Genomic DNA, 26,207 nt, shown 5'->3' on the forward strand with positions numbered 1-26,207 from the left:
TCCACAAGTGAAGGCAACGGGGTCAATAAATTGGCATTGACAATGTGCACGCTGTTGAGTTCTCAAGGACCAGACGCACTCCCCGCTCGACCCCGAAAGAGGTTCCGCCAGAGAGGCATTCGTTCTTGTTCCCCCGAGCATGCCGAATCACTTCGACTTCTGCGGGGGTGTGGTTGCCAGTGCGGGAACCCGTCCGGACTGCGACTCCCGGGGCTTGCACCCTGGTGTCCGTCTCGGCCGTTCCGTTCTCCGCCTCAGCGGCAACGAGTGATTACTCTACACACGCCCTGGGGGCCCCGCCAACCGTCGCTCCCCCCGGGCGTGTCGCGCGTCCGCCCGCTCGGGCCAGGCGCCGCGATCGGCCCGAGTGCGCAGAAGTGGCGGCCAGTCTGGCCCCGGACGCGCATCGTCTGCGCACTCGATTCCCGCGGCCGGCGCGAGTGCGATCGAGAGCGCGGATGGTGCGACGTGCAGGGACTCCGGGTCGCCACGTCTGCGCACTCGATCGGCGCGGCGCGAGGCGGAGTCCCCCGAACGACGAGGGAAGCCCCGGAACGACGAGGGGCACAGTGCGCGAACGCACTGTGCCCTTCGAGGTGGAACGGCCGACTACTCGGCAGCGGCAAGCTGCCCGCAGGCCCCGTCGATCTCCTTGCCACGGGTGTCGCGGAGGGTCGTCGGGATGCCGGCGGCGTTGAGTCGGCGGACGAACTCGTCCTGCACGTGGACCTCCGACGAGGTCCACACCGACCCGGGCGTCGGGTTGAGCGGGATCGGGTTGACGTGCACCCATCCCTTTCCGCGCTTGTTGAGCTTCTCCGCGAGGAGGTCAGCCCGCCAGGCGTGGTCGTTCATGTCCTTGATGAGCGCGTACTCGATCGAGACACGTCGACCCGTCTTGACGTAGTAGTTGTGGGCGGCGTCGATCGCCTCGTCGGCCTTCCACCGCGAGTTGACCGGGATGAGCTCGTCGCGGAGCTCGTCGTCCGGCGCGTGCAGTGACAGCGCGAAGGTGATCGGGATGTTCTCGTCGGCGAGCTTGTTGATCGCGGGGACGAGCCCGACGGTCGACACCGTGATGCCGCGGGCACTCATGCCGAGGCCGTGCGGCTGTGGCGCCACCATCGTCCGGACGGCGTCCATCACCCGCTTGTAGTTCGCCAGGGGCTCCCCCATGCCCATGAACACGATGTTCGTCACGCGTTCGGCATCGACGCGGTCCTTGCCGCCCTTGCGCGGGTCTCCTCCGAGCTCCCCGGCGGCGATGGCGGCGTTCGCGCGCACGATCTGCTCGATGATCTCGGCGGTGGACATGTTGCGCGTCAGGCCCTGTTGCCCCGTGGCACAGAACGGACAGTTCATCCCGCAGCCGGCCTGCGACGAGACACAGAGCGTGATGCGCCCCGGGTACCGCATGAGCACGGACTCGACGAGCGCGCCGTCGTGCAGCTTCCAGAGGAACTTGATCGTGTCGCCCTTGTCCGTCGCGAGACGCCGGGTCTCGGTCAGCAACGGCGGGAGCATGCCGGCGACGAGCTGCTCGCGCTGGGCGGCGGGCAGGTCGGTCATCGTCGTCGGGTCGGACGAGTAGTGCGTGAAGTAGTGCGTCGACAGCTGCTTGGCGCGGAACTTCGGCAACCCGAGCTCGACCACCTTGGCTTCGCGTTCCTCCACCGACAGGTCGGCGAGGTGCTCCGGCGGCTTGCCGCGCTTGGGCGACGCGAACTGCAGGAGCGGACGGCCTTCGCCGTCGGTGGCCTGGGTCCAGCCCTCGGTGCGCGGGCGCACCTGCGGGCGAGCAGAGCGCTGCTCTTCGAACGGGGTTCGGGTGTCGGCGGCCATCACTCCAGCTTACGGGACGCGTGGCACGGGCCGGCGTCCGGTCAGGAACCGGCGGGCAACAGGCGGGCGAAGTGGTGCGCGGCGGCGTACATCGGGACGATGTCGACGACCTCGCCGGGGTGCGGCGCCTGCAGCACGAGACCCTCGCCGAGGTACAGGCCGACGTGGTCCTCGTTGTCGTACACGACCATGTCGCCGGGCTTCGCCTCGGACTCCGGGATCGTCGTCGCGACCGCGTCCTGGGTCGGGACGTAGTGCGCCAGCTGGATGCCGACCGCCTGGTACGCCACCATCGTCAGCCCGGAGCAGTCGATGCCCGAGTGACTCGCCCCGCCCTCGACGTACGGGTCGCCGAGGTACTGCAGGGCCGTCGACAGGATCGTCGCGCGGTCGCCGCCGGCGGAGAGCGCCGTGGACAGTGCCGCCTGCGCCTGCGCCGTGGTCACGCCGAAGCGCGTCACGAGCGTCGGGTAGGAGACGACGGTCGTGGTCGTCGCGCTCATGCCGTCGGTCGTGGTGATCGGGACCTGGACGTCGTGCGCCACGGTGTAGTTCTGGAGCGGTTCGGCGGCGGACACGGTCTGCGCGGCGGTGACGTCCGGCGTCGCGGCGTTCGCGGGCATCGACAGGGTCAGCGCCGAGGTGAACGCGAGCGCCGGCGCGAGCAGGATCGCGGCACGCTTGGCGTTCGTCGCGCGACGCACGTGCCGGGGATCGAGCGCACGTTCCGCTCGGAGCGAGCCGGAGCGGGACACGAAGGCGGCGCCGGCCGGCTGGGCCACGGCGACCGGCCGCGCCGAGGACGTCTGCGTGAGCGCCACCACCCGAGCTGGCTTCGCGTGCTCGACGTAGGTGGAGCGGGCCGTGACGGGGCCCGATGCCGATCGTCGGCCGCGTACACGGGAGGTCGGAGGAGCAGTCGGAGCGGCGGGCGGCGCGGGCTGACGGTCGTCGGCTGCTGCGGGTAGGGCGTGGCGTCCCATGGTTCCTTCCGGGTCTCGAGCCGTCGAGCGGTGGTGCACGGGCACGGTCGCAGCGGTGCGATCGCGCCCTCGGGAACGGCGACTCGGGAAGATAACGTATTGGTCACGAACCTGATCCCGGCTGGGGAAGACCGGCGAGTCCCTGCGGGCCGTCACAGGAACCGCCCGGTCTCCCAGCTTCCTCAGCCGACCGGCTCGTCGACCGTCGGCCGCATGACGGCGGCGAGTCGGGCCTCCCGGTCGGCCGCGACGTCGTCGAGGTGCGCCGCCAGCCCAACGACCGATGCGTCGACCGGCGCGTCCCCCGAGATGTCCCCCGCGATCGGGGCGCCTGCGCGCAGCGCGACCGGCAGGACGCCCGCCCAGACGCCGTGGTCCTCGCCGTCCGCGGGGGCCTCGCCGACGCCGGCGAACCGGATCTTCACGCTCGCGTGCGCGAGCGGGACCTGCAGCACCTGGGTCTGCCTGACCTCCTTGGCCGTCATCTCGCGTACCTCGTCACGGCGGCCGGGCATGAGGTGGTCGCTGACCTGCCACAGTGCCTCGGCGCGGAGTTCGGCGGGCACGACGGTCGCGCGTCCCGCGATCATGGCGCTCCGGTAGTTCGCCGAGCTGTCGAAGGTCGAGCGGGCGAAGACGATGCCGTCGAGGTGCGTCACCGTCGCGGCGACCGGCACGCCATCCGCTCCGGCATCGAGGAACAGGCCGCCCCCGGTCGACCCGTGCAGGAGCAGGACCGGCCCGGCACCGAGGTCGCCGACGCCGCAGAGGAACGGCAGCACGATCGGGTGGCCGTCGCGGACCAGGCCGACGTGGGCGACGAAGGCCTCGGCGAGGACCTCGCGGAGGGCCTCGGGATCGGTGGCCTGGCGGTCGCGCTTCCGGCGGACGGACATCGAGGGGACGGCGGGGGTGCTGGTCATAGCGATCACGCTAGGTTCGAGAGTGGACCAGTCAGTAGTCCAGATCGGATCGAGTGCGATGGACCAGTTCGGGAAGACCGCCGGCGTCGTCGCCCGGGTGCGCGGCATGGTGCACGACGGGACGCTCCGCGCCGGCGACGCTCTGCCGTCGACGCGGGTGCTCGCGGCCGAGCTCGGGGTCGCCCGCGGGACGGTGGTCGCGGCGTACGAGCAGCTCGACGGCGAGGGGTACATCCGGACCAGGCACGGGGCAGCGGCGCGGGTCGTCGCGTCGGTGGACCCGGCGCGGGGAACGAGCACGGGGTCGGGCCCGTCGGCGGGCGCGGGCGCGGGTACGACCGGGGCTGCGCGGGCCTCCGAGGCTGCGCGAGTCTCCGGGGCGGCGCGGGCTCAGGAGGCCGGCGTCATCGACGCACGCCCCGGGATCCCCGCGGTCACCGCGATCTCCGCGCGGGACTGGCGCGCCGCCTGGCGGGCGGCGGCGGACCTGCCGCTCCGGAACGCACTGTCCGACCCGCTCGGGCTCCCGGCACTCCGGGAGCAGATCGCCGTGCAGCTCGGGCTGAGCCGCGGGTTCGCCCCCGACCCGTCGCGGGTGGTCGTCGCCGCCGGGACCTCCGACGCGGTGTCGCTCGTGACCGAGGCCCTCCGCAACGCGCTCGGCCGGCCGCCGCGCGTCGCCGTCGAGGACCCCGGCTACCGCTCCGGCCACCGTGCGGTCGCGAGTGCGGGTGGGATCGTCGTGCCGGTTCCCGTCGGGCCGGAGGGCATGTCGCTGACACACCTCGCGGAGACGAGCGTCGACGCCGTCATGGTCACGCCCACCCACCAGTACCCGCTCGGCTCGGTGATGCCGGTCGCGAACCGGCAGCGCCTGCTCGCCTGGGCCGCCGACACGGGCACGCTCGTCGTCGAGGACGACTACGACTCCGAGTTCCGACACCGCGGGCAGCCCGTCCCGGCCCTCGCAGCGCTCGACGCGTCGGTGCTGCACCTCGGTGGGTTCTCGAAGACCTTCGACCCGCGGTTGCGCTGCGCGTACATGGTGCTGCCCGACCGCGATCGAGCAGCAGACACCGTGGTCGCCGACGCCGTGGTCGCGGCACGCGTCGCGCGTGGTCCGGTCGTCGCGGAGCCCGTGCAGGCGGCGGTCGCGCACCTGCTCCGGACGGGGGCGTTCCGTCGGCACCTCGGGCGGGTGCGGCGCGACTACGCGCATCGTCGGGAGTTGATCGCGGCACGGCTGGCCGGTGCGTCCGGCGCGACCGTCTCGTCCGGACTGGAGGCTCGGGCCCTGAACGGCGGGCTGCACGCGGTGGTCTCGTGGCCGGGTCGCCCCGCCGCTGCCGACGTCGTCGCCCGGCTCGCGTCGCGCGGGGTCCTCGTGGCGGAGCTCGCGGACTACGAGGTGACGCGGGGATCGGCCGGCAACGGGGTCGTGCTCGGGTACGGCGCGGTGGCGCTCCCGGCGCTCGAACACGCCGTCGACGCACTGCTCGAGGAGCTCGGGGCCGGCTGAGCGGCGTTTCGCGACTGTTTCGTGAGCGTGAAGAAAAGTAACGTCACGATCATTCGGCTGGTGGTTTTGGTTACTTCTCGAACATGATTCGTGAACGTTCGAATCAGCGACAGGAGTCACGGTGGCCATCACACCCGAGCAGCGCGAGGTCCTCTCCCTCGTCGACGCGCAGTTCGACGACGCGGTGCAGCTCGTCCGCGACCTGATCGACATCCCGAGTGTCGGCCCCTGGTTCGGCGACGCGGCCGAGGTCAGCGGCGAGGGCGACGTGCAGGCCTTCCTCCGCCGGCACATGGAGGCTCTCGGCGCGACGGTCGACCAGTGGGAGCCGTCGGCCATCGAGCTCGCCGAGCACGCCGACGGACCCGGGTACTTCGCCGACCGCGACTTCACCGGTCGGCCGAACCTCGTCGGGCACTTCCGCTCGGGTGGCCGCGACACCGATGCCCCCGCGCTGATGTTCCTCGGCCACTGCGACGTCGTCCCTGGCGGCCCCGGGTGGACGAGCGGCCCCTTCACCAGCTCGATCAGGAACGGCACGGTCGTCGGCCGCGGCGCCTGCGACATGAAGGGCGGCATGGCTGCGGCGCTCGCGGCCATCCGCGCGGTCCGGTCCAGTGGCGTCGAGCTCGCCGGCGACGTCGAGTTCGGTTCGGTCACCGAGGAGGAGACCGGCGGGATGGGCACGCTCGCGCTGGTCCACCGCGGGTACCGACCCGAGCTCGGCATCGTCATCCCGGAGCCCACGAGCCTGCAGGTCGCACCGCTCTGCCGCGGGATCATCTGGGGCGAGATCACCATCCCCGGCAAGAGCGGCCACATCGAGATCGAACAGCCCGGCTGGGAGGACGGCGGCGCCGTCGACGCGATCTCGTACGGCCGGGCACTGCTCGACGCCGTCGACGCCCTGAACGCCAGGTGGCGCGGCCTGCCGGAGAAGAACCACCGCCACGTCCCGCTCCCCTGCCAGGTGAACGTCGCCGAGATCGACGCCGGGACCTACCCGTCGTCGTGGGCCGGATCGTTCACGATCCGGTTCGACGTCCAGTACCTGCCGGCGGAGCTCGACGAGTTCGGTGGCGGCGGCCTGGTCCGCGCGCAGATCGAGGACATGGTCCGCGAGTTCGTCGGCGACGACGCCTGGTTGACCGCACACCCGCCCGTCGTCACCTGGCTCGTCGACGCCGACTGCGGCGAGACCGACGACACGCACCCCCTCGTCGTCGCGCCACAGACGGCCCTCGCCACACTCGGCATCGAACCGGTGGTGCAGGGCGTCACGTGCCACACCGACATGGGACTGCCGATCAAGGCCGGCGTGCCGACGATCACCTTCGGTCCGGGGCAGCTGAGCGTCGCGCACCAACCGGACGAGCACCTCGACCTCGCCGAGTACCGCACCTGCATCGAGGCGATGGCCCTGATGATCCTCGACCGCTGCGGGACGGCCGACACCGGTGCCACCGCGACGGTGGCCGCCGAGACGGTGGACACCAGTGTCTGACCTCGTCCAGCACCTGACCGCACGCGGCGTCACCGACGTCCGGGCGATGCGTGACACCGGGTCGGAGACCGATCGGACGGTGCTCGTCGACGCCGCGACGGGCCCGGTCGTCCTCAAGGTGTCCGGCACCGCGCGGATGCAGGCGGCGCTGCTCGAGGTCGTCGCCACCACCGCGCCGGCACTCCCGCTCCCCCGGGTCCTGCGCGTCGGCTCCGGTGACGCGGTGACCCCGACCGACGACGGTGACGTGTTCGTCATGACCGCACTCGACGGCATCCCGCTCGAGGACGTCGACCTCTGGCCGGCGCTCGTCGAGGAGCTCGCCGACGTCCAGGCCGCACTGGTGGACGCGCTGCGCTGGACCGACGCCCGCGCCGCGGCCGTCCCGGCGTCCAACGACTGGTCCATCGAGGCCGTCACCGCGCACGAGGACCTGATCGACCGGGTCGCCGACGTCCGGCACCGCGCCGCGATGCACGCGGCGGTCGACGTGTACCGCTCCGAGCTCGCGCCGGTGCTCGCCGCGATGCCCCGTCAGGTGCTGCACGCCGACGCGAACCTGTCGAACGTGCTCGTCGCCGACGGCCGCGTCAGCGGGGTCATCGACTTCGGCGACGCGATCGAGGCACCCCGCGTGCTCGACGTGGCCGTGACCGCCTGCTACCTGGCCATCGCGCTCGGCTCCTTCGACCACCCGCTGCTCGAGCGCTACCTCGACCGCATCGGCACCGCCCTCGGCCTCGACGAGACCGAGACCGGCGTCGTCCTGCCGCTCGCCGCCTGCCGACTCGTGTCCGCCGTCGTGCTGGCCCGCGAGACGGCCCGGCTGCACCCGGAACGAGACGAGTACGTGCTCCGCTACGACCGCGCCGCCGTCGCGCTCCTCGACGCCACGGCCACGCTGCCGCGGCCGACCACCTCCACCCTCACGAAAGGCGCCTGACCCGTGCACCAGCAACTCGACACCCCACCGGTGCCGGCGCCGACCGGGACGCCCGACGCGGTCGACGCGGCGAGCGCCATGGTCAACCGGTTCGACCCCGCCGACGCCGCGCTCCTCCCCGAGGACGACCAGCAGCTGCTCGCCCGGCGCCGCGACGTGCTCGGCGACATCTACCCGCTGTTCTACGAGCGCCCGGTCCACGTCGTCCGCGGCGAGGGCGCACGACTCTGGGACGCCGACGGCACCGAGTACCTCGACGCGTACAACAACGTCCCGGCGGTCGGGCATGCCAACCCCCGCATCGCGCGCGCCGTGTTCCAGCAGCTGTCGGAGATGAACACCCACACCCGGTACCTGCAGGACGGGATCGTGACGTTCGCGGAGCGGTTCCTCGCCACCCACCCCGACCACCTCGACCGCGTGATCTTCTCGAACTCCGGGTCCGAGGCGAACGACCTGGCCGTCACGATCGCGCAGTGGCGCACCGGCAACTCCGGTGTGATCGTCACGGAGAACGCGTACCACGGCACCACCCAGCTGCTCGCGGGACTGTCGCCGGAGAACGGTCCGACGATGCCGCTGCACCCGTGGGTCCGGACGGTCCCTGCTCCCGACACGTTCCGCGACGGCGACCGCGCGGGCGAACTGTTCGCGCAGGCGATCACCGAGGCCGCTGCGGACCTCGACCGCCACGGGTACGGGCTCGCGGCGCTCCTGCTCGACTCGATCATGTCGACCGACGGCATCTTCCCCGGCGAGCCGGGACTCCTCGTCCCCGCGTACCGGGCCGCGCACGCCGCAGGCGGGCTCGTCATCGCCGACGAGGTGCAGCCGGGCGTCGGCCGCACCGGGGACGCGATGTGGGGGTTCCAGCGGCACACCGAGGCGGGGCCGAGCCGGCGGGACGGGGCCGCACCGAGCCTCCAGGCCGGGACCGGCGAGGAAGACGACGCGACGCTCGTCGACATGGTGACCTGCGGCAAGCCGCTCGCCGGCGGGCTCCCCATCGGGACGCTCGTGCTCGGCGCCGAGCTGAGCGACGGGTACGCGGCCGGGCACCGGTACTTCAACACCTTCGGCGGCAATCCGGCGTCGATCGCCGCGGCGACGGCCGTGCTCGACGAGGTGCAGGACCGCGACCTCGTCGCCCATGCGCGGGAGGTCGGCGCGTACCTGCAGGCCGGCATCGAGCGGCTGTCCGCACCGACCGGGCTCGTCGCGGACGTCCGCGGCGCCGGGCTCTTCATCGGCGTCGAGATGGCGTCGACCGGGACGCCCGGCAGCGCGGCCGCGCGGGCGCGCCACGTCGTCAACGCCCTCCGCGACCACAACGTGCTCATCTCGGCGGTCGGCTCCGACGGACGCGTGCTCAAGGTCCGCCCGCCGCTCGTCTTCACCCGCGAGGACGCCGATGCGTTCCTCGACATCTACGACCGCGTGATCACCTCCGTCCCCCAGGAAGGACCCACCGCATGAGTGACGAACCCCGCGAGGTGCTCAGCATCTCCGGCGTCGGCAAGGACTTCGGCGCCGTCCGAGCCCTCCGCGACATCGACCTGACCGTCCACGCGGGCGAGATCGTCGCGCTCCTCGGCGACAACGGCGCCGGCAAGTCGACCCTGATGAACATCATCTGCGGCTCGAACACCGCCGACCACGGCCAGATCCTGGTCAGCGGACAGCCGATGTCCGGCCTCGCCGACGCCAAGCGCCTCGGTGTCGGCGTGGTCTACCAGGACCTCGCCCTCGCTCCGCACCTGTCCCTGACCGAGAACCTGTTCCTCGGCAACGAGCTCCGTCGTGGGATCTTCCTCGACCGGAAGCGGATGCACGCCGAGGCCCGCGCCGCGATCGAGAAGCTCGGCATCTCGACGCTCCGCGACGTGCGACTCCCCGTCGGGTCGCTGTCCGGTGGGCAGCGCCAGGTGCTCGCCGTCGCGCGGGCGATGAACTGGGCCACCGACCTGATCCTGCTCGACGAGCCCACCGCGGCGCTCGGGCCGAAGCAGGTCGGCATCGTCCTCGACTCGATCCGGTCCGCAGCGGGTCACGGCCTCGGCGTGATCCTCGTGTCGCACGACATCCCCAACGTCCTGAAGCTCGCCGACCGGATCGTCATCCTGCGGCACGGGACGATCATCGCCGACCTGGAGCCGGCAGGACTCTCCGTGTCCGACGTCATGACCGTCATGGTCGGAGACGAGGTAGCAGCATGACCGCAGCAGCCCCCGGTGCCGGAGCGGCATCCGACACGTCGATGCGGTCCGCGCCCGCGCTGAAGCACGGCGTCGCCCGGGTCTTCGGGAACCGTGCGGTGCAGATCATCGCCGTCGAGATCGTGCTCATCGCGGTCTTCCAGGTCCTGTCCCCGAGCGGCGCGTTCCTCAGCGAGGCGAACATCCGCGGCATCATGCTCACCGCGTCGCAGGTGCTCCTGCTGGCGGCCGGCCAGGCGGTGCTCATGTCCGCCGGGCAGATCGACATCTCGCAGGGCGCCGTGCTGATCCTGTCGTCGGTCGTCTCCGGGCAGGTGATGATCGCGATGGGGACCTCGTCCCCGGTCGGGGTCGTCATCCTGGTCGGCCTGGTGGTCGCCCTGCTGACGGGCGCCGTGCTCGGGACGGTGAACGCCCTGTTCGTCGGGGTGGTCGGCATCAACTCGCTCGTCACCACGCTCGGCATGCTGTCCCTGGCCACCGGCATCGCCCAGGTCGCCACGAAGGGCGTCAACCTGGTCGGGATCCCGGCGGAGCTCGCCGGTTCGTTCGGGTCCGCGACGATCGGCGCCCTGCCGGTGCCGACGCTCCTGGCCCTCGTGATCCTCGCCGCGATCTGGGCGCTCTACCGGTACACCGCCTGGGGCACCCACACGCTCGCGATGGGATCGAACTTCCTGGCGTCACGCCGGGTCGGCATCAAGACCCTCACGAACACCATCGGCATCTTCGTCCTGTCCGCCGGGCTCGCCGGACTCGCCGGGTTCATCGACCTGGCGCGCTACTCGACGACGAACATCTCCGGGCACACGAACGACTCGATGGCCGCGATCGCCGCGGCGTTGATCGGCGGGACCGCCCTGACGGGTGGCCGGATCAACTTCCTCGGCGTGATCGTCGGCGCGTTCCTGGCGATCATCCTGCAGTCCGGGCTCGTGATCATCAACCTGTCGCCCTTCTACCAGACCATCGCGATCGGAGCCATGCTCCTCGTCGCCGTCAGCTTGGACCGCAGCAGCCGCAACAGACGAACGACCTAGCGGCAGCGCAGTCCGAGAACCACCCCGCACCACGGCACCACCTCCTGTCCACCCCCTCCCTGCTAGGAGACCCCCGTGTTCCGTTCCAAGACCACCTCCGTCCTCGCCGCCGCGTCGGCCATCGGCATCGCCGTGGTCCTCGCCGGCTGCTCCACCGGCTCGACCGCAGCGACCGGCGACTCGTCGTCCGGGAAGAAGACCATCGCGATGGTCACCCCCGAGTCCACCGGCGAGTTCTACGGCACCATGTACTGCGGCGCCCAGGCGGCCGCGAAGAAGGAGGGCGTGACCCTCAAGATCCAGGGCACCCCGGAGACCACCACCGACGCCGAGATGCAGGTGCTGCAGTCGGTGCTCGCGACGAACCCCGACGGTCTGCTGCTGACCGTGTGGGACAACACCGCGTTCAACTCGACCCTGAAGTCGTACACCGACAGCGGCAAGCCCCTCGTGATGCCCGACTCGTTCCTGTCGAACAAGGACTACGTCCAGTCGATCCGGACCGACAACTACCAGTCGTCCTACGACGCGGCGGTGCAGGCGATCAAGGACTTCAAGCTGACCTCGGGCAAGGTCGTCATCGTGACGGACTCCCCCGGCAACCAGGTGCAGTCCGACCGCGCGAAGGGCTTCAAGGACGCCATCGAGAAGGAGAGCAAGCTCACCGCGCTCGACATCCAGTACGTCGGCGGCGACTCGGCGAAGGCCTCGCAGACGGTCTCGTCGCAGCTGTCGGCGAACCCGGACGTCAAGCTCGTCTTCTCGACGAACATCGGCGCCGGCACCGGTGCGGCGAACGCGATCTCGGCGTCGGGCGACGACGGCATCGTGCACGTCGGCTACGACACCGCGTCGAACCAGGTCGCCTCGCTGAAGAAGGGCGAGTACGACGCGCTCGTCGCGCAGGACCCGTACACCGAGGGCTACGACGCGACCGAGCTGATGGCGAAGCTCGTCAAGGGCGAGACGAAGGCCGCCGACGTGACGAAGCAGACGGTGTACTCGCCGTGGAAGCTCGTCACGAAGGACAACGTCGACGACGCCGACGTCAAGAAGTACCTCTACTCGACCGACTGCTCCGCACTCGGTTGACCGATCGGGTGCGGGGCGCTCTGCCCCGCACCCAGCCGGGCGCGGGGTCTCTGATCCGCCCCGCGCCCGGTTCCACCGCAAGGACGGCGCCGCCGCGGCCCCGTGACACGAACCCAGGAGGCATCGATGCGTGACACCACCATCGCCACCCTGCGCGACCAGCTCGACCGCGGGACCACCACCGCGCTCACGCTCGCGCACGACGCCCTCCGCCGCATCGCCCGCCTCGACCGGGACGGGCCGCGGCTGAACGCCGTCCCCGTGATCGACCCGGCACTGCTCGAACGCGCCGCGGCATCCGACGCCGCACGCGCCGCGGGGTCCGAGCCGGGAGCGCTCGAGGGGATCCCCTTCACCGTCAAGGACAGCTTCGCCGTCCGCGGTCTCACGATGGCGGCCGGGTCGCCGGCGTTCGCGCACACCGTCGCCCGTCGCGACGCGGTCGTCGTCGAACGGCTGCTGGGCGCCGGTGCGGTCCTGGTCGGCAAGACGAACATGCCGCCGATGGCGATCGGCGGCGGTCAGGCCGGTCTGTACGGCCGCACCGGCAGCCCGTACTCGCCGGAGTGGCTCGCCGCCGCCTGGCACTCCGGGTCGTCGATCGGCAGCGGGGTCGCCGTCGCTGCGGGCCTCTGCGCGTTCGGCATCGGCGAGGAGACCGTGTCCTCCGGCAGGTCGCCCGCGTCGAACAACGCCCTCGTCGCGTACACGCCGTCGTGGGGTGTCGTCCCGAGCGTCGGCAACTGGCCACTGCACCCGTACCGCGACACCGTCGTGCCGCACACCCGATCGGTCGCCGATCTCCGCGAGGTCCTCGCCGTCGTCGCCGGCCCCGACGAGCGCGACGTCTGGTGGCGCCAGGACGCGGTCGACGTGCTCCCCGCCGCCGAGGTCGCGGCCACGTTCCGGTCCCACCCGCCCGCGGCAGCCAGCGCCCCGCTCGCCGGGCTCCGCATCGGCGTCCCCACGCTGTACGTCCCGCGCGACGGCGGCGACGCTGGCGGCGTCCCGCTCCGTCCGAGCATCCGCACACTCTGGGACGACCTCGAGGCAGAGCTCGTCGCCGCCGGCGCCCGCATCGTCCCCGTCCCGTTCCCGCTCGTCGAGGCGTACGAGCAGCGCGGCGACGCACCGCCGGCATCGCTCGAGGCGTCCGGGTACCTCCCGGCGGACTGGACCGCGTTCGAACTCCGCGAGCTCGTGACCGCGTCGTGGCAGCGCTTCCTCGACGAGCACGCCGCCGACCCCGTCCGGCTCGCCGACCTGGCCCCCGGTTCGATCCGTCCCGACCCGCCGGACGCCGTCGACGCCGTGGAGAACGGCCGGGTCCACCCCGGACGCGACGTGTTCGACTACACCGCGATCACGCGTGACGCGCCGCTGTCCGAGGACGAGGTCGCGCAGGCCGCCGCGCCCGCGATCGCCGGGCTCGACCGTGCACGCCGTGAGCTCTTCGAGGACTGGCTCACCGCGACCGGCATCGACGTCGTCGCCTTCCCCGCCAACTCCGACATCGGCCCGCACGACGCCGACGTCGACCCGGAATCCGCTCGCGCCGCGTGGGCCGATGGTGCGGTGTTCTCCACGATGAACCACGTCATGCGCCGGGTCGGGATCCCGAGCGTCACGATCCCGATGGGCACCATGGCCGACACCGGCATGCCGGTCGGCGCGACCGTCATCGGGCCGGCCTGGACCGACGCGCACCTGGTCGACGTGGCCGCCGCCCTGGAGGCCCGACTCGCCCCGCGTGCCCGCCCCCGGCTCCCCGAGGTGGTCGGCCTGGGCGCGGTGCGCTCCGCCGGCTCCGTCCACGGGGTCGGCGCTCGGCCCGGGGTCGTGGCGTCGCTCACCGGGACGGCGACGGTCCAGCCCGACGGCGGCGTCCTCGTCGAGGTCACCGCGTCCGTGACCGGATCCGGTGGAGCCGTCGCCGCCACGTGGATCGAGGTCGGGACGCAGTCCGTCGTCGTCGCCCCGACCGGCACGACCGCCGCGCGGTTCCACCTGGGCCCCGAGGTCCGTCGGCTGCACCGCACCACCCGTGTCCTCGTCCTGCTCACCGCCGTCGGCACGGACGGGCTCGTCGCCGCCGCCGCCGTCCTCGACCTGCCGTTCCACCGTCCCGCCGCCACCTCGGCGGCACCCACCGTCTCTGAACCGATCAGGAGCACCCCGTGACGACCCTGCGCCCCACCGACACCGCCGACACCGCCGACACCGCCTCGGCCACCGCGACGACCCCGCTCATCTGGCGCACCGCCACGGACCTCCGTGACGCGATCGCCGACGGCTCGCTCACGGCGGTCGAGGTGATGAGCGCGTTCTACGACCGCATCGAGGCGACGAACGACGCCGTCAACGTCATCGTGTACCGGCTGCCGCGCGACGAGGCGATCGCCCTCGCCGCCGAGGCCGATGCGGTCCGTGCGGCAGGCGGTCCGACGGGTCCGCTGCACGGCCTGCCCATCGCGATCAAGGACCTCGTCGACGTCGCCGGGATGCCGACGTCCCGCGGTTCCCGTGCCTTCGCGGACCGCGGCCCGATGCCGACCGACGCGCCGCACGTGGCGAAGCTCCGGGCAGCGGGCGCGCTGGTCATCGGCAAGACGAACTCGCCGGAGTTCGGCGTCGGGACCGTCACCTGGAACGACGTCTTCGGCATCACCAGGAACCCGTTCGACCTGACCAGGCACGCCGGCGGCTCGACGGGCGGGGTCGCCGCGGTGGCCGCCGGGATGCTGCCGTTCGCCGACGGTTCGGACTCCGGCGGCAGCCTCCGCTACCCGGCGTCGTTCTGCAACGCCGTCGGGCTCCGCACCACACCGGGGCTCGTGCCCGCCGCGCAGGGCGCCACGTCGTGGGAGCCGCACTCGGTGAACGGTCCGGTCGCGCGGAACTGCCGCGACGTCGCACTGCTCCTCACCGGGATGTCCGGCACCGATCAGCTCGCCCCGCTCTCCGCCGGCCGTGCCGCAGCGACCGAGCTCGGTGCGCCGCACGACGCCGACCGGCCGATCCGTGTCGCGTGGAGCACCGACCTCGGCGGGCTGCCGATCTCCGCCGAGGTGCGCGAGTCGCACGCCAGGACCCGTGCGACGCTCGAGGCCGCCGGGGTCGAGGTCGTCGACGTCGAACTCGACACCGAGGGACTCGACGAGACCTGGCAGACGATCGAGCTCTTCGGCTGGTTCGCGCTCCTCGGCACCGATCCGATCGAGCACCCGGACGCGTACCGCGACGACTTCGTCCGGAACGTCACCGAGGCGTCCGGCTACCCGAGCGGGCAGATCATCGCCGCCCTCGACCGCCGGTACCGCGCGTACACCGAGATGGCGGCGCTCCTCGAGGACTTCGACGCGTTCGTCGTCCCCGGTGCCCCGGTCGTCGCACCCCCGGCCGAGGTCCCGTGGGTCGCCGAGGTGGACGGCGTCGCGTTCGACCGGTACTTCCTGTGGCAGCGCCTGGCGTGCCGGCTCGTCCCGTCCGCGCACCCCGTGCTCGCGATGGCCGCCGGGTTCTCCGGGCACCTGCCGGTCGGGATCCAGGTGGTCGGCCGGTACGGCGCCGACGACGAGCTGCTGGCGCTCGGCGACCGGCTCGAAGCGATCCTCGGCGTCTCCGGCGTGCACCCCGAGCTCGGCTGATGCCGACCACTACAGTGATCACCGACGGAGGGGTGGGACGACGTGGGTGACAAGCGCGATCAGCGACTGCTGCGCATCGTCGAACTGCTGGAGCAGGGCGGCAAGGTCGAGACCGCGACGCTGAGCAACGAGCTCGGCGTGACCGAGCTCACGATCCGCCGCGACATCGACCACCTCGACACCCAGGGCATCGCACGCCGGGTCTACGGCGGAGCGGTCCTCGCCGCCGGGCGCAGCTTCGAGCCGCCGTTCAGCCTCCGGGTGCGGACGAACGTCGCCGAGAAGCAGGCGATGGCACGAGCCGTCGTCGACCTCATCCCCCGCAAGGCGAACGTGGCGATGGACTTCGGCACGAAGGCGTACCACGTGGCGATGGAGATGCGCGGTCGGCACCTGCAGGCGCTCGTCGCCCCGACGAGCGTGCAGGTGATGGAGGTCCTCGGACAGGAGGAGGACATCCACCTCCTCGTCCCCGGTGGCGAGCTCAAGGCCGGGGAGCTGAGCCTGCACGGCTCCGCCACCGAGCAGTTCTTCCGCGCACACCGCTGGGACGTCGCCGTGGTGAGCGTCGCCGGCATCAGCGCCGAGAACGACGTCGTCAGCGACTTCGACGAGACCGACGCCCGGCTCAAGGCGGCGATGATCGGCAGCGCCGACCAGGTCGTCGTGCTCTGCGAGGCACGGCACCTCGGCCAGGTGTCGTTCGCCCCGGTCGCGACGCTCGACGGCGTCACGACGGTCGTCACCGACGCCGTCGGCCGGAACGACACCGCGGACGCGCTCGAGTCCCGCGGCATCCAGGTGATCCGTGCGCTGGAGACGCACCGTGGCGACTGACGTCGTCGACCTCACCCGCCAGCTCGTCCGCATCCCCTCCGTCTCCGGTTCCCCCGGGGAGTCCGAGGTGCTCGCGCACCTCGCCGCACTCCTCGGCGACCGGTACGAGGTGCGCACGAGCTCCGACGACGACGGCTCCCTCCGCGCCGTCGCCGCCGTCCCCCGCTCGCCGACCGGACCGCTTGCCGTCTTCACCGGACACGTCGACGTCGTCCCGACCGGCGACCCCGACGCGTGGACGCACCCGCCGTTCGGCGCCGACCTCGTCGACGGCCGGATCTGGGGCCGCGGCACCACCGACATGAAGGGCGGCGTCGCCGCGATCGTGGCGGCACTCGATGCCGCTCCGGACGGCGCGGCGGTCGCCGCGCTCTTCACGGTCGAGGAGGAGACCGGGAGTCTCGGCGCCGCAGAGGCGGCGACCCTGCTCGACGGACTGGAGGCGAGCCTCCTGGTCGTCGCGGAACCCACCGACGGGCGCGTGGTGCGTGGACACCGCGGGGTCACCTGGCTCCGCGTCGTCACCGAGGGCGTCGCCGCGCACGGCAGCCTGCCGCACCTCGGTCGCGACGCGATCACCGGGCTGGCCGACGTGCTGGACCGCGCCGCGCGGTCCGGGACCGGGTGGGACACCCTGAACGTCGGGACGATCTCCGGCGGCACCGCGGTGAACGTCGTGCCGGACCACGCCGTCGCCGAGATCGACCTCCGCACGACCTCGCCCAGTGCCGACCCGGCTGCCTGGTGGCGTGCCCAGCCCGACCTGGCCGACGTCGAGCCGCTGCTGGACCTGCCCGCGGTGCTGCTCGACCCGGACGACCCGGTCGTGCACGCGCTCGGCATCGAACCGGACGACCGGATCGTCGGGTACTTCACCGACGCCGCGGTCCTGGTCGGTGCGCTCGGCTGCGACCGGGTCGTGCTGCTCGGCCCGGGAGCGACCGACCTCGCCCACCGTCGTGACGAGTCCGTCGCGGTGGACGCCCTGCACGACGCCGTCACCCGGTACACCGACCTGATCACCCGATGGAACTCGCGATGAGGAACACCATGCCGACCACCACCACGCTCCGCCGCACCGCACGCGATGCCGTCGAGGAGGCACTCGCCCGCATCGACGGACTCGGACAGCCCGAGATCTGGATCACGCTCCGCCCGGCCTCCGTGCTCCGCGAGCTCGCCGCAGCGGTCGACACCAGGGTCGCCGCCGGTGCCGTCCTGCCGCTCGCCGGGTGGACCGTCGCGGTGAAGGACAACATCGACGTCGCGGGACTCCCGACGACCGCTGCGTCGCCGTCCGTGCTGCACACCCCGGACACCAGCGCGCCGACCGTCGCACGGCTCGAGGCAGCCGGGGCGATCGTCGTCGGCAAGACGAACCTCGATCAGTTCGCGACGGGGCTCGTGGGGGCCAGGTCCCCGTACGGCACCCCGCACGCGGCCGGCGACGCGACCCGGGTCTCCGGCGGGTCGAGCGCCGGGTCCGGGCTCGCGGTCGCGCACGGGATCGTCGACGTCGCGCTCGGTACCGACACCGCCGGTTCCGGCCGGGTCCCGGCGGCGTTCAACGACGTCGTGGGGATCAAGCCGACGCTCGGGCTGCTCTCCGCCGACGGAGTCGTCCCCGCGTCACCGTCGTACGACACGGTGTCGGTGTTCGCCAGGGACCTGGCGACCGCCGTCACCGCGACCGAGGTGATGACCGCGTCCGGCACGCCGCGCGCATGGCCCGGCGACGCACCCTTCGCCGCGCGGGGTCGTCGCATCGGCGTCGCCCGCGCTGCGGACCTCGCGACGATGTCGCCGTCCTGGCGCGCGGCGTACGACGCCACCGTCGCCGCGGTGTCCGCGGCGGGTGCCGACCTCGTCGAGCTCGACGTGTCGCCACTCGTCGACGTCGCCGCGCTGCTCTACGGCGGCGCGCTGCTGGCCGAGCGGGCGCAGGCGTTCGGCGCGTCGCTCGTCGAGCTCGGGGACGCGGCCGACCCGACCGTGGCGCGGATCGTGCTGCCCGCGATGGACGTCAGCGCCGTCGACCTGGTGCGCGATCAGCAGGCACTCGTCGCGGCGCGGCGGACCACCGATGCGCTGTGGGAGACGATCGACGCGCTGCTCCTGCCGACCGCACCGGGACACCCCACGCTCGCGGCCCTCGCCGAGGACCCCGTCGGGGTGAACGCGTGGGTCGGGACCTACACGAACTTCGTGAACCTGCTCGACCTCAGCGCCCTCGCGGTCCCGGCGGTCGGATCCACGCGGTCCGAGCCGGTCGGCGTGAGCCTGATCGGACCGGCGTTCGCAGACCTGGCGCTGGCGGACCTCGCCGTCGGGCTCGGGCTCGCCGCCTCGGCCGGGGAGCCCGACGCGCTGTGGGGAGCGCCGAGCGTGGACCTCGTCGTGTTCGGGGCGCACCGCACGGGACAACCCCTGCACCACGAGCTCGTGCGCGCCGGCGGACGACTGCTCGGCACGGTCTCGACGGCGCCGGCCTACCGGATGGCGCGACTCGCGACGACACCGCCGAAGCCCGGGGTGTGGCGGACGGCATCCGGTGGCGAGTCGATCGTCGGCGAACGCTGGGCACTCCCTCCTGCCGGCTTCGCGACCTTCGCACTCGGGCTCGCCGCGCCCATGACGATCGGTCGTGTGGAGCTCGCTGACGGCTCGGACGTGCTCGGCTTCCTCTGCGAACCGCGCGCGCTCGACGGCGCCGAGGACGTCACGGCCGCACGCGATTGGCTCGCCGTGCGCTGAGCGCGGACCGGGCCAGAGCAGCGCGGGCCGGGCCAGCAGCGCTGACCGGGTCAGAGCAGCGCGGGCGGGGCGGCACGCCGCGGCCGCGGGAGCGTCTCGGCGAGGGACCTGGCGAGGGGCACCGTCCACGCGACGTTGCGGGCGATCCCCGGGTTCGGGGTGTCCGACGGCTGGTGCAGCCGGTGCAGGTCGTTGAACGTCAGGAACACCGACGGGATCCCCACCGCGTGGAAGGACGCGTCGTCGGTGCCGCGGGTCGGTGGGAAGCGGTCCACCGTGCGGAGCGTCCGACCGGTTGCATCGGCGTGCGCGGCGATCGCGTCGCGGACGTCGAAGCCGAACGCCTCCGGCCCCACGAACGTCTCGAGGTGGTCGCCCCGGCCGAGCCCGTCGAGGTTCAGCACGAAGTCGATCTGATCGCGGTCCGGCTCCGAGAGCAGGCCGACGTGGTGTCGGGAGCCGAGCAGGTGCCACTCCTCGGCGGTGAACCACACGATGCGGATCGACCGCGCCGGCGGTTCCGTCGCCCAGAGCTCGGCGAGCATGAGGAGCGCGATCGACCCGCTGCCGTTGTCGTACGCGCCGACCGTGTTGTAGAAGCTGTCGAGGTGCCCGCAGACGACGACCGTGCCGGCGGACGGGTCCGTGCCCGCGATGTCGACGACGAGGTTGTCGGACTCGGAACGGTCCCGCGGTCCGGAGTCGAGCGTCACCGACACCTCGACGGCGTCGTGGTCGGCGATCCACTCCGCGAGCTGCAGCCCGTCCAGGTGCCCGATCGCCAGGTGTGCGACGTCCTCGGCGGATCCGCTCGGCAGCGGTTGCGGCGCGGCCGGACCACCGTCGCGGGCGTGGACCACGGCGGCGATCCGACCCGAGGCGTCCCGCACCCCGAAGCGCTGCCAGACGATGGAGTCGCCCCAGATGCCCTCTGGTCCCAGCACCTCGAGCCGTCCGGAGACGACTCCGTCGGTCCCGGCGCTCCAGAGCATCGGCCAGGCCGGGAGCTCTCGCGTGACGGGGGCCGTGACGCGGACGCTCCGGACGGACCCCGGGTGCCAGCCGGGCAGCGACACGGTCTCGCGGCGGACGTCGAGCCCGACTGCCTGGACCGACGACTCGATCCAGGACGCGGCGGCGGCCATCCCGGACGTGCCGTGGAACCGCGGGCCGTGGGACACGAGCTCCTCGAGCAGGGCGAGGGCACGGTCGGGTGTGGTCATCGGGAGACCTCCAGAACAGGGATGAGAGCGGGGTAGACGGCGTCGTGGAAGGCGTCCTCGGCGGCGAGCGTGTCCAGGAACCACCCGACGACGGTCGTGTCGTCGACCGAGTCGGGGATCGCATCGACCGCGTGGGCGAGTTCCTCGACCCCGGCGACGAACGGCGGGGCGGCGTGCATCGCGATCCAGACCCGCAGGTCGGTGAACCGCTCGACCGGGAGCGACGCCGCTCGCCGGCACCACCCGGAGTACAGCGTCTCGGCCGCGAACATCGCGGTCACGGCGCCGGGCGCACCGTGCTCGGTGGTGAGCCGGAGGACGTGTGCGGCGAGCACCTCGGACCGCGCCACGGCGTCGGCGAGGCGATCCGGGCCTCCAGGCCATCGCGACCGGACCGTGCGGAACCAGCCGAGCTGCGGACCGACCAGGCCGGCGACGGCGCGGGCGTGCCCGGCGACCGTCGGCCAGTCCTCGGCGGTCCACGCGAGGTACCCGGTGACCCGCGTGGCGGTGCGGACGAAGCGCTCCTCGATCGCCAGGTAGGCGGCGAAGGCGTCGTCGTCGATCGTGCCGTCGGTCGCCTCGCGGACGAACCGGACGTCGGCCGACGCACGGAGCGCACCGGCCGACGCCGCGAGCACACGGTCGCTCCGGCGCGCGGACGTCACCGCGCGGTCAGCCACCGCACCAGCCCGTCGAACAGCGCCGGGTAACCGGACCAGTCCTCGCAGAACGCCGGGGGCGCCCAGTGCGGCGAGCAGTCGCTCGTGAAGACGGCGGTGCGACCGGCTCCCTCGGTGCGGAGGGCGACCAGCGGGTCGCCGTCGATGGTCACCGGGACGACGGCGTCGGCCTTCGCCACGGTGCGGTTGTACCCGAGGAGCGCCGGCCAGGTCCCCTCGACACCCGTCAGGACGTCGTGCGCCGCCGCCACCGTCGCGACCGAGCCCGCCGGTCGCTCGACCCGGTCGTCGTACGGCGCGATGTCCACGGGCAGGACGTCGGCGATCCGGGTGCCCGCGTAGGCCCCGCGCGCCTGCCATCCGGAGAAGGACAGGTAGCCGCCGATCATCATGAGGGCGCCGCCCGCCGTGACCCAGTCCGCGAGCGTCGCGATCCGGTCGAACCCGGGAACGGATCGCTCGAAGACGCCTGGTGCCAGCTGCAGGGAGTTCGCACCGATGTCGGACAGCACGACGACGTCGTACGCGTCGAGCGCTTCCGGTGTCTCCGGGAAGTCGGTCGGGACGAGGTGTCCGGGCAGGTGCACGACCTCGTGGCCGGTCGCCGTCAGAGCGGCCCGGAGCTGAGTGACGCCCTCGGCGTAGGAGTGCACGGTGAACTCGTCGACACCCTTGGCGTGCGTCGTGGTGGTGATCCAGCTCTCGCCGGCGATGAGGATGCGGGCCATGGTCGTCCTTCGGGGTACGGGCGGTGCGACTGCGTTGGCAATCGATTGCCCGTCGACGCTATCCAGGATCGGCTCACCATGGGTTACGGTTGCGTTACACCGGGCCGGGAGGCTCGGCAATCGTTGCCCAGTTCGTCTCCCGGAGGTCGCATGGCCGTCACCCTCGCCGACGTCGCCACGCGCGCGGGCGTCTCGATCACGACGGCGTCACGGGTCCTGTCGCGCTCGCGCACGGTCTCCCCCGGCATCGCCGAGGCCGTCACCCGCGCCGCCGCCGAACTCGGGTACGCCGGCAACGGGGTCGCCCGGGCACTCCGCCGGCAGCGCACCGACGCCGTCGGGATGGTCGTGCCGAGCATCCGGAACCCGTTCTTCACCGCCCTCGTGGACGCGGTCGAACGATCGCTGCAGCGAAGCGGCCGCGTGCTCTACCTCTGCGACGCCCGCGACGATCCCGCGGTCGAGGCTGCGCACCTCCGCTCACTGGTCGCCCGCGGCGTGGACGGCATCGTCGTGAGCCCGTGCGCCGACGACCGGAGCACCCCGGCCGTGGTCGCCGCCGCGGCACGGGTACCCCTCGTGCAGCTCGACCGGCACGTCCCGGAGCCCGTCGCCGACTGGGTGGGGATCGACGACCGGGCGGCGATGGACCTGGTGGTCGGGCGGCTCGCGGACCGGGGCGTCACGTCGGCGGCGTTCGTCACCGCTGCCCGGTCGAACTCGTCCGTCCGGGAGCGTCAGGCCGGCTTCGACGCCGCGTGCGGGCGGCACGGCATCCGGACCGACCCGTCGTGGGTGGTGCCGTGCGGGTTCTCGATCGAGGACGGGATCGCGGCGGGGACCGCGCTGCTCGCGCTGCCGTCCCGGCCGGAGGGGGTGGTGTGCGCGGACGACCTCATCGCGATCGGCGTCGTGCACGCGCTCGGCGCCGCCGGGGTGCGCGTGCCGGACGACGTGGCCGTCACCGGGCTCGACGACGTGGAGTTCGCGCCGTACGTCGACCCGCCGCTCACCACCGTGCGGCAGCCGATCGCCCGGATGGCGGACGAGGTGCTCCGGCTGCTCGACCGGTCTGGGGCCGCCCGTGCCGCGGGCGAGCGGGTGACGTTGCCGCCCGAACTGGTCGTCCGCGCGTCGGCCTGAGCTGGGCGGGGTGCGGGCGCGCGGTCGCGCGGGCGGCCCCGAGTTCCGGGCTGCGCGACAGTTCTCGCGCTCGACGGCGCGAGAACTGTCGCCAGACGCGGAACTCAGCGCTTGACGGCGTCGATCTTCAGCATCTTGGCGATGACGCTGTCGAGCTCGCTGTCGTCGAAGACCTGCTTCCAGTCCTCCTTGATGAGCTTGTCGCGGCCGTAGCCCATCGCGATGTGGCAGGCGTCCGAGAACGGGTTCGAGCCGCGCAGGCCGTTCGTCAGGGCGATCCAGGTGTGGCCGTAGAGCATGGCGCGGGCGGCCTCGCGGGGCACGCCGACACCGGTGACGGTCTCCTCGAGCGCGTCGTTGAGGAAGTCGCCGATCATGCACGCGATGGTCTCGACGAGCGTCGGCTCGAGGACGGCGAGCTGCTTCACCGTGACCCAGTGCACCTGGATGACGGGCGCGTACATGGTCGTGATGACGGCCTCGGCGATCGCCTTGGCGGTGCCGCCCTCGTCACCGAGGGACTCCGAGGCGTCGAAGGCGGCGATGACCTCCTGCGGGGCGGCGATGCCACCGAAGGTGTCGTCCCACTCCTCCTTGGTGGTGCGCTCGAGGAACACCGACGGGTGGCACGGGTGCGCGACGGCGTAGTGGATGTCGTCGCGCTTCGCGAGCAGCCCGGCGTAGGCGGCGGCCGGGTCGAGGGTCAGGATGCTGGCACCCGACTTCATGACGGGGACAAGCTGCTCGGAGATGCTGCCGAGCAGGACGTCCGGCACGGCGAGGATCACGACGTCGGCGACCTTGGCCGCCTCGACGCTGTCGGTGAGCGACCGGCCGAGGGCCTCGATGCGCTCCTGCCCGGCGGGCGAGGCCTCGCTGTAGAGCGTCGTGTACTCGCTCTTCGCGAAGTTGTTCGAGACGCGCGTGCCCATCTTGCCGCCGGCGCCGATCACGGCGACGGTGACGTCGGCCGTACCGGACCCGGCAGCGACGGTGTGGGTGGTGATGGCGGTGTCGGTCATGATTCCTTGCTCCTGGTGTACTCGATGGTGTGTTCGGTCCACGCCGCCTCGACGCGCGTGGTGGTCTGTGCCGGGTCGCCGTCTGCGCCCACGGTGGCGTCCTGCCACGGGAGCCAGAACTCGATGACCCGGTTGATGTCTCGGCCGTGCGGGTCGATCGCGTCCCTGATGGCCACGTGGTCGACACGTCCGGTGCCGATCGGGACGCCGGTGTACTGGAACCCGACCCATCCCGGCGAGCGGGTGAAGTCGGCGTCCTTGACGTGCCAGTTCCGGGTGTGTGGGGCGCACGCGGCGACGACGTCGGACGGGTGTTCCAGGTTCGCGACGGTGTTCGCCGGGTCCAGGCAGATCCCGAGGGCCGGGGATGCGACCGCTGCGACGAGGGCGACGAGGTCCGCGGTCGGTACGACCTCGTACGTCTCGAGGGCGAGCGTCACGCCGGCGGCCTCGTACGCGGGCAGCGCCTCACGAAGGCGACGTTCGGTCTCGTCACAGGACGGCAGGTCGTCGCCGGAACTCCACATCGAGCGGACGAGCGTCGCGCCGAGCGCCCCCGCGATGTGCAGGTACCGCGCGAGGTGCGCCGGCGCGGTCCCCCTGGTCCCCACCTCCAGCACGAGCCCGAGTTCGTCTGCGAGCGAGCGGATGGCGGCCAGCCGCTCGTCCGACGCGGTGTCGAGCGGCAGGTGGTCGCAGATCTGGAAGAGGTCGACCCCGTGCGCTGCCGCATCGCGCATCGCGTCGTCGAGCGACATCGGCGACGGCACACGGTCGGACATCCGCCAGAAGTAGGCGTACGTGGAGAGCCCGAGGAGCGACGTCATGCGGTCACCGCCAGCGCCTGCGCTTCGTCCAGGATCGTGCGGATCGCCTCGGGGTCGTGCGCGAAGCGGCCGAGGAACAGTCCGCCGATGCCGCCCCGTCCGCGGGTGAGGAGGCCGGGTCCGGCACTCCCGCCGTAGATTGCGACGCTCCCGGCGAGCTCCGGCCGGGTCGCGAGGTGCGCCTCGATGCCCGCGAGCACCGCGACGATGTGGTCGTCCGGCGCCGGTTGCGGCGCGCCGATGGCCCAGACCGGCTCGTACGCCACGATCAGCGGACCGGCGATGCCGTCGGCGACGGCCGTCGAGACGAACCGGTCGAGCTGCGCCGTCACGTCCGCGATCGCCTCGGGACTGGGCCCACGGCTCACCTCCCCGACGCAGATCAGGGGACGCAGGTGGTTGCGGAAGGCAGCGTGGACCTTCCCGGCGACGTCGTCGTCCGTCTCGTGGAACAGGCTGCGACGCTCCGCGTGCGCGATCTCGACGAGGTCGACGCCGATCTCCGCGAGCTCGCGCCCGGAGACCTCGCCGGTGAACGCACCCTCGTCCGCCCATGCGAGGTCCTGGGCACCGAGGAGCACCGGCGTGCCCTCGAGGACGGTCCGCACCGGGACGAGCGACGGGAATGTGGGGATCACGAACAGGTCGACTGCGCCGCTCGTGACCGCGGGGTGCTCGCGGGCGATGTCGGCCACGGCGGACGCCCACTCGAGCGTCCGGGCGTGCCCGAAGTACATCTTCAGCGACACCCCGATCGTGAGTCGGGGCGCTGCCGTGGCCGTCATCAGGCGTCCGTTCCGACCGGAGCCGAACCGTCGTACGAACAGATGGCAGCGACCTTCTCGGCGCTGGCGGAGGTCTGGTCGAACTCGTAGCCGAGCCACTCCTTCGCCATCCGGCGGGCGACCTCGACCCCGACGACGCGCTGCCCCATGCAGAGCACCTGCGCGTCGTTGGACAGGATCGACCGCTCGACCGAGAACGAGTCGTGCGCGGTCACGGCACGGATCCCGGGGACCTTGTTCGCCGCGATCGCCACACCGAGCCCGGTGCCGCAGATCAGGATCGCCCGGTCGGCGTCGCCGTTCGCGACCATCCGGGCCGCGTCGACGGCGACGTGCGGGTACGCGGTGTGCCCGTCCGCGTCGACGCCCACGTCGACGACCGACGCGACGCGCGGGTCCTTCGCGAGGTCGGCCTTGATGATCTCCTTGTAGTCGAACCCGGCGTCGTCGGAACCGACGACCAGACGGAACTGCGTGCTCATGGTGATGCCTTCCA

General features: G+C 72.4%; 23 protein-coding genes. 13 read left to right on the top strand and 10 right to left on the bottom strand.

Annotated features, from left to right (window positions below; all coding sequences use genetic code 11):
• Positions 1 to 609 precede the first annotated feature (609 nt).
• From rlmN to ACO0E1_RS02435, 3 genes are all read right to left on the bottom strand, one after another.
• On the bottom strand, positions 610 to 1,842 hold the full coding sequence (rlmN, locus tag ACO0E1_RS02425; protein ID WP_422872735.1) for a dual-specificity RNA methyltransferase RlmN: 1,233 nt from the start codon (positions 1,840 to 1,842) through the stop codon (positions 610 to 612).
• 41 nt (positions 1,843 to 1,883) lie between these two features.
• Positions 1,884 to 2,663: a C40 family peptidase gene (locus tag ACO0E1_RS02430; RefSeq protein ID WP_422872736.1), complete on the bottom strand. Its 780-nt coding sequence runs from the start codon at positions 2,661 to 2,663 to the stop codon at positions 1,884 to 1,886.
• A gap of 344 nt (positions 2,664 to 3,007) precedes the next feature.
• Complete coding sequence (locus tag ACO0E1_RS02435; protein WP_422872737.1) at positions 3,008 to 3,748, bottom strand: pyridoxamine 5'-phosphate oxidase family protein; 741 nt, start codon at positions 3,746 to 3,748, stop codon at positions 3,008 to 3,010.
• 58 nt (positions 3,749 to 3,806) lie between these two features.
• On the opposite strand from ACO0E1_RS02435, the gene pdxR reads away from it, so the two are divergent.
• The 12 genes from pdxR to atzF all read left to right on the top strand — a co-directional run bounded on the left by pdxR (position 3,807) and on the right by atzF (position 19,300).
• A complete protein-coding gene (pdxR, locus tag ACO0E1_RS02440; RefSeq protein ID WP_422872738.1) occupies positions 3,807 to 5,267 on the top strand; it encodes a MocR-like pyridoxine biosynthesis transcription factor PdxR in 1,461 nt (486 codons plus the stop codon).
• 121 nt (positions 5,268 to 5,388) lie between these two features.
• Complete coding sequence (locus ACO0E1_RS02445; protein ID WP_422872739.1) at positions 5,389 to 6,771, top strand: M20/M25/M40 family metallo-hydrolase; 1,383 nt, start codon at positions 5,389 to 5,391, stop codon at positions 6,769 to 6,771.
• Complete coding sequence (locus ACO0E1_RS02450) at positions 6,764 to 7,714, top strand: phosphotransferase (protein WP_422872740.1); 951 nt, start codon at positions 6,764 to 6,766, stop codon at positions 7,712 to 7,714. Before ACO0E1_RS02445 ends, ACO0E1_RS02450 begins: the two co-directional genes overlap by 8 nt.
• Before the next feature lie 3 nt (positions 7,715 to 7,717).
• A complete protein-coding gene (locus ACO0E1_RS02455; RefSeq protein ID WP_422872741.1) occupies positions 7,718 to 9,190 on the top strand; it encodes an aspartate aminotransferase family protein in 1,473 nt (490 codons plus the stop codon).
• A complete protein-coding gene (locus ACO0E1_RS02460) occupies positions 9,187 to 9,930 on the top strand; it encodes an ATP-binding cassette domain-containing protein (protein ID WP_422872742.1) in 744 nt (247 codons plus the stop codon). Before ACO0E1_RS02455 ends, ACO0E1_RS02460 begins: the two co-directional genes overlap by 4 nt.
• On the top strand, positions 9,927 to 10,970 hold the full coding sequence (locus ACO0E1_RS02465) for an ABC transporter permease (protein ID WP_422872743.1): 1,044 nt from the start codon (positions 9,927 to 9,929) through the stop codon (positions 10,968 to 10,970). The genes ACO0E1_RS02460 and ACO0E1_RS02465 overlap by 4 nt, the downstream gene beginning before the upstream one ends.
• A 75-nt stretch (positions 10,971 to 11,045) precedes the next feature.
• The gene (locus ACO0E1_RS02470; protein WP_422872744.1) at positions 11,046 to 12,062 is read left to right on the top strand and encodes a substrate-binding domain-containing protein; all 1,017 of its coding nucleotides are present in this window, start codon (positions 11,046 to 11,048) and stop codon (positions 12,060 to 12,062) included.
• A 126-nt stretch (positions 12,063 to 12,188) separates the two neighbouring features.
• On the top strand, positions 12,189 to 14,243 hold the full coding sequence (locus tag ACO0E1_RS02475; protein WP_422872745.1) for an amidase family protein: 2,055 nt from the start codon (positions 12,189 to 12,191) through the stop codon (positions 14,241 to 14,243).
• Positions 14,240 to 15,709, top strand: coding sequence for an amidase (locus ACO0E1_RS02480; RefSeq protein WP_422872746.1), 1,470 nt, complete (start codon positions 14,240 to 14,242; stop codon positions 15,707 to 15,709). The genes ACO0E1_RS02475 and ACO0E1_RS02480 overlap by 4 nt, the downstream gene beginning before the upstream one ends.
• 42 nt (positions 15,710 to 15,751) lie before the next feature.
• Entirely contained in the window at positions 15,752 to 16,546 is a 795-nt protein-coding gene (locus tag ACO0E1_RS02485) for a DeoR/GlpR family DNA-binding transcription regulator (protein WP_422872747.1), read from the top strand.
• Positions 16,536 to 17,588, top strand: a complete 1,053-nt coding sequence (locus tag ACO0E1_RS02490) for a M20 family metallopeptidase (protein ID WP_422872748.1) — start codon at positions 16,536 to 16,538, stop codon at positions 17,586 to 17,588. The genes ACO0E1_RS02485 and ACO0E1_RS02490 overlap by 11 nt, the downstream gene beginning before the upstream one ends.
• Positions 17,585 to 19,300, top strand: a complete 1,716-nt coding sequence (gene atzF / locus ACO0E1_RS02495) for an allophanate hydrolase (RefSeq protein ID WP_422872749.1) — start codon at positions 17,585 to 17,587, stop codon at positions 19,298 to 19,300. The genes ACO0E1_RS02490 and atzF overlap by 4 nt, the downstream gene beginning before the upstream one ends.
• A 50-nt stretch (positions 19,301 to 19,350) precedes the next feature.
• Here the strand turns inward: atzF and ACO0E1_RS02500 are convergent, their stop codons facing one another.
• The 3 genes from ACO0E1_RS02500 to ACO0E1_RS02510 are packed head-to-tail and all read right to left on the bottom strand — an operon-like array spanning position 19,351 to position 21,934.
• Entirely contained in the window at positions 19,351 to 20,523 is a 1,173-nt protein-coding gene (locus ACO0E1_RS02500) for a M28 family metallopeptidase (RefSeq protein WP_422872750.1), read from the bottom strand.
• Positions 20,520 to 21,206 (bottom strand): TenA family protein, encoded by a 687-nt coding sequence (locus ACO0E1_RS02505; protein WP_422872751.1) that lies wholly within the window; start codon positions 21,204 to 21,206, stop codon positions 20,520 to 20,522. The genes ACO0E1_RS02500 and ACO0E1_RS02505 overlap by 4 nt, the downstream gene beginning before the upstream one ends.
• The gene (locus ACO0E1_RS02510; RefSeq protein WP_422872752.1) at positions 21,188 to 21,934 is read right to left on the bottom strand and encodes a glutamine amidotransferase; all 747 of its coding nucleotides are present in this window, start codon (positions 21,932 to 21,934) and stop codon (positions 21,188 to 21,190) included. The genes ACO0E1_RS02505 and ACO0E1_RS02510 overlap by 19 nt, the downstream gene beginning before the upstream one ends.
• A 150-nt stretch (positions 21,935 to 22,084) precedes the next feature.
• On the opposite strand from ACO0E1_RS02510, the gene ACO0E1_RS02515 reads away from it, so the two are divergent.
• Entirely contained in the window at positions 22,085 to 23,077 is a 993-nt protein-coding gene (locus tag ACO0E1_RS02515) for a LacI family DNA-binding transcriptional regulator (RefSeq protein ID WP_422872753.1), read from the top strand.
• A 104-nt stretch (positions 23,078 to 23,181) separates the two neighbouring features.
• Here the strand turns inward: ACO0E1_RS02515 and ACO0E1_RS02520 are convergent, their stop codons facing one another.
• The 4 genes from ACO0E1_RS02520 to ACO0E1_RS02535 are packed head-to-tail and all read right to left on the bottom strand — an operon-like array spanning position 23,182 to position 26,193.
• Positions 23,182 to 24,099: a phosphogluconate dehydrogenase C-terminal domain-containing protein gene (locus tag ACO0E1_RS02520; protein ID WP_422872754.1), complete on the bottom strand. Its 918-nt coding sequence runs from the start codon at positions 24,097 to 24,099 to the stop codon at positions 23,182 to 23,184.
• A complete protein-coding gene (locus tag ACO0E1_RS02525; protein WP_422872755.1) occupies positions 24,096 to 24,926 on the bottom strand; it encodes a sugar phosphate isomerase/epimerase family protein in 831 nt (276 codons plus the stop codon). The genes ACO0E1_RS02520 and ACO0E1_RS02525 overlap by 4 nt, the downstream gene beginning before the upstream one ends.
• Positions 24,923 to 25,711 carry a triose-phosphate isomerase family protein gene (locus ACO0E1_RS02530; RefSeq protein WP_422872756.1) on the bottom strand — a complete coding sequence of 263 codons (789 nt, stop codon included), beginning with the start codon at positions 25,709 to 25,711 and terminating at the stop codon, positions 24,923 to 24,925. The genes ACO0E1_RS02525 and ACO0E1_RS02530 overlap by 4 nt, the downstream gene beginning before the upstream one ends.
• The gene (locus ACO0E1_RS02535) at positions 25,711 to 26,193 is read right to left on the bottom strand and encodes a ribose-5-phosphate isomerase (RefSeq protein ID WP_281267503.1); all 483 of its coding nucleotides are present in this window, start codon (positions 26,191 to 26,193) and stop codon (positions 25,711 to 25,713) included. The genes ACO0E1_RS02530 and ACO0E1_RS02535 overlap by 1 nt, the downstream gene beginning before the upstream one ends.
• Positions 26,194 to 26,207: the final 14 nt, after the last annotated feature.

It is taken from the genome of Curtobacterium guangdongense (assembly GCF_049341845.1).
In the GTDB taxonomy this organism is placed as follows: Bacteria; Actinomycetota; Actinomycetes; order Actinomycetales; family Microbacteriaceae; genus Curtobacterium; species Curtobacterium guangdongense.

Excerpts from the sequence above, each read along its gene's own strand:
- rlmN (WP_422872735.1), bottom strand. The coding sequence starts at position 1,842 with ATGGCCGCCGACACCCGAACCCCGTTCGAAGAGCAGCGCTCTGCTCGC.
- ACO0E1_RS02435 (WP_422872737.1), bottom strand. The coding sequence starts at position 3,748 with ATGACCAGCACCCCCGCCGTCCCCTCGATGTCCGTCCGCCGGAAGCGC.
- pdxR (WP_422872738.1), top strand. The coding sequence starts at position 3,807 with ATGGACCAGTTCGGGAAGACCGCCGGCGTCGTCGCCCGGGTGCGCGGC.
- ACO0E1_RS02460 (WP_422872742.1), top strand. The coding sequence starts at position 9,187 with ATGAGTGACGAACCCCGCGAGGTGCTCAGCATCTCCGGCGTCGGCAAG.
- ACO0E1_RS02465 (WP_422872743.1), top strand. The coding sequence starts at position 9,927 with ATGACCGCAGCAGCCCCCGGTGCCGGAGCGGCATCCGACACGTCGATG.
- ACO0E1_RS02475 (WP_422872745.1), top strand. The coding sequence starts at position 12,189 with ATGCGTGACACCACCATCGCCACCCTGCGCGACCAGCTCGACCGCGGG.
- atzF (WP_422872749.1), top strand. The coding sequence starts at position 17,585 with ATGAGGAACACCATGCCGACCACCACCACGCTCCGCCGCACCGCACGC.
- ACO0E1_RS02500 (WP_422872750.1), bottom strand. The coding sequence starts at position 20,523 with ATGACCACACCCGACCGTGCCCTCGCCCTGCTCGAGGAGCTCGTGTCC.
- ACO0E1_RS02510 (WP_422872752.1), bottom strand. The coding sequence starts at position 21,934 with ATGGCCCGCATCCTCATCGCCGGCGAGAGCTGGATCACCACCACGACG.
- ACO0E1_RS02515 (WP_422872753.1), top strand. The coding sequence starts at position 22,085 with ATGGCCGTCACCCTCGCCGACGTCGCCACGCGCGCGGGCGTCTCGATC.
- ACO0E1_RS02520 (WP_422872754.1), bottom strand. The coding sequence starts at position 24,099 with ATGACCGACACCGCCATCACCACCCACACCGTCGCTGCCGGGTCCGGT.
- ACO0E1_RS02525 (WP_422872755.1), bottom strand. The coding sequence starts at position 24,926 with ATGACGTCGCTCCTCGGGCTCTCCACGTACGCCTACTTCTGGCGGATG.
- ACO0E1_RS02530 (WP_422872756.1), bottom strand. The coding sequence starts at position 25,711 with ATGACGGCCACGGCAGCGCCCCGACTCACGATCGGGGTGTCGCTGAAG.
- ACO0E1_RS02535 (WP_281267503.1), bottom strand. The coding sequence starts at position 26,193 with ATGAGCACGCAGTTCCGTCTGGTCGTCGGTTCCGACGACGCCGGGTTC.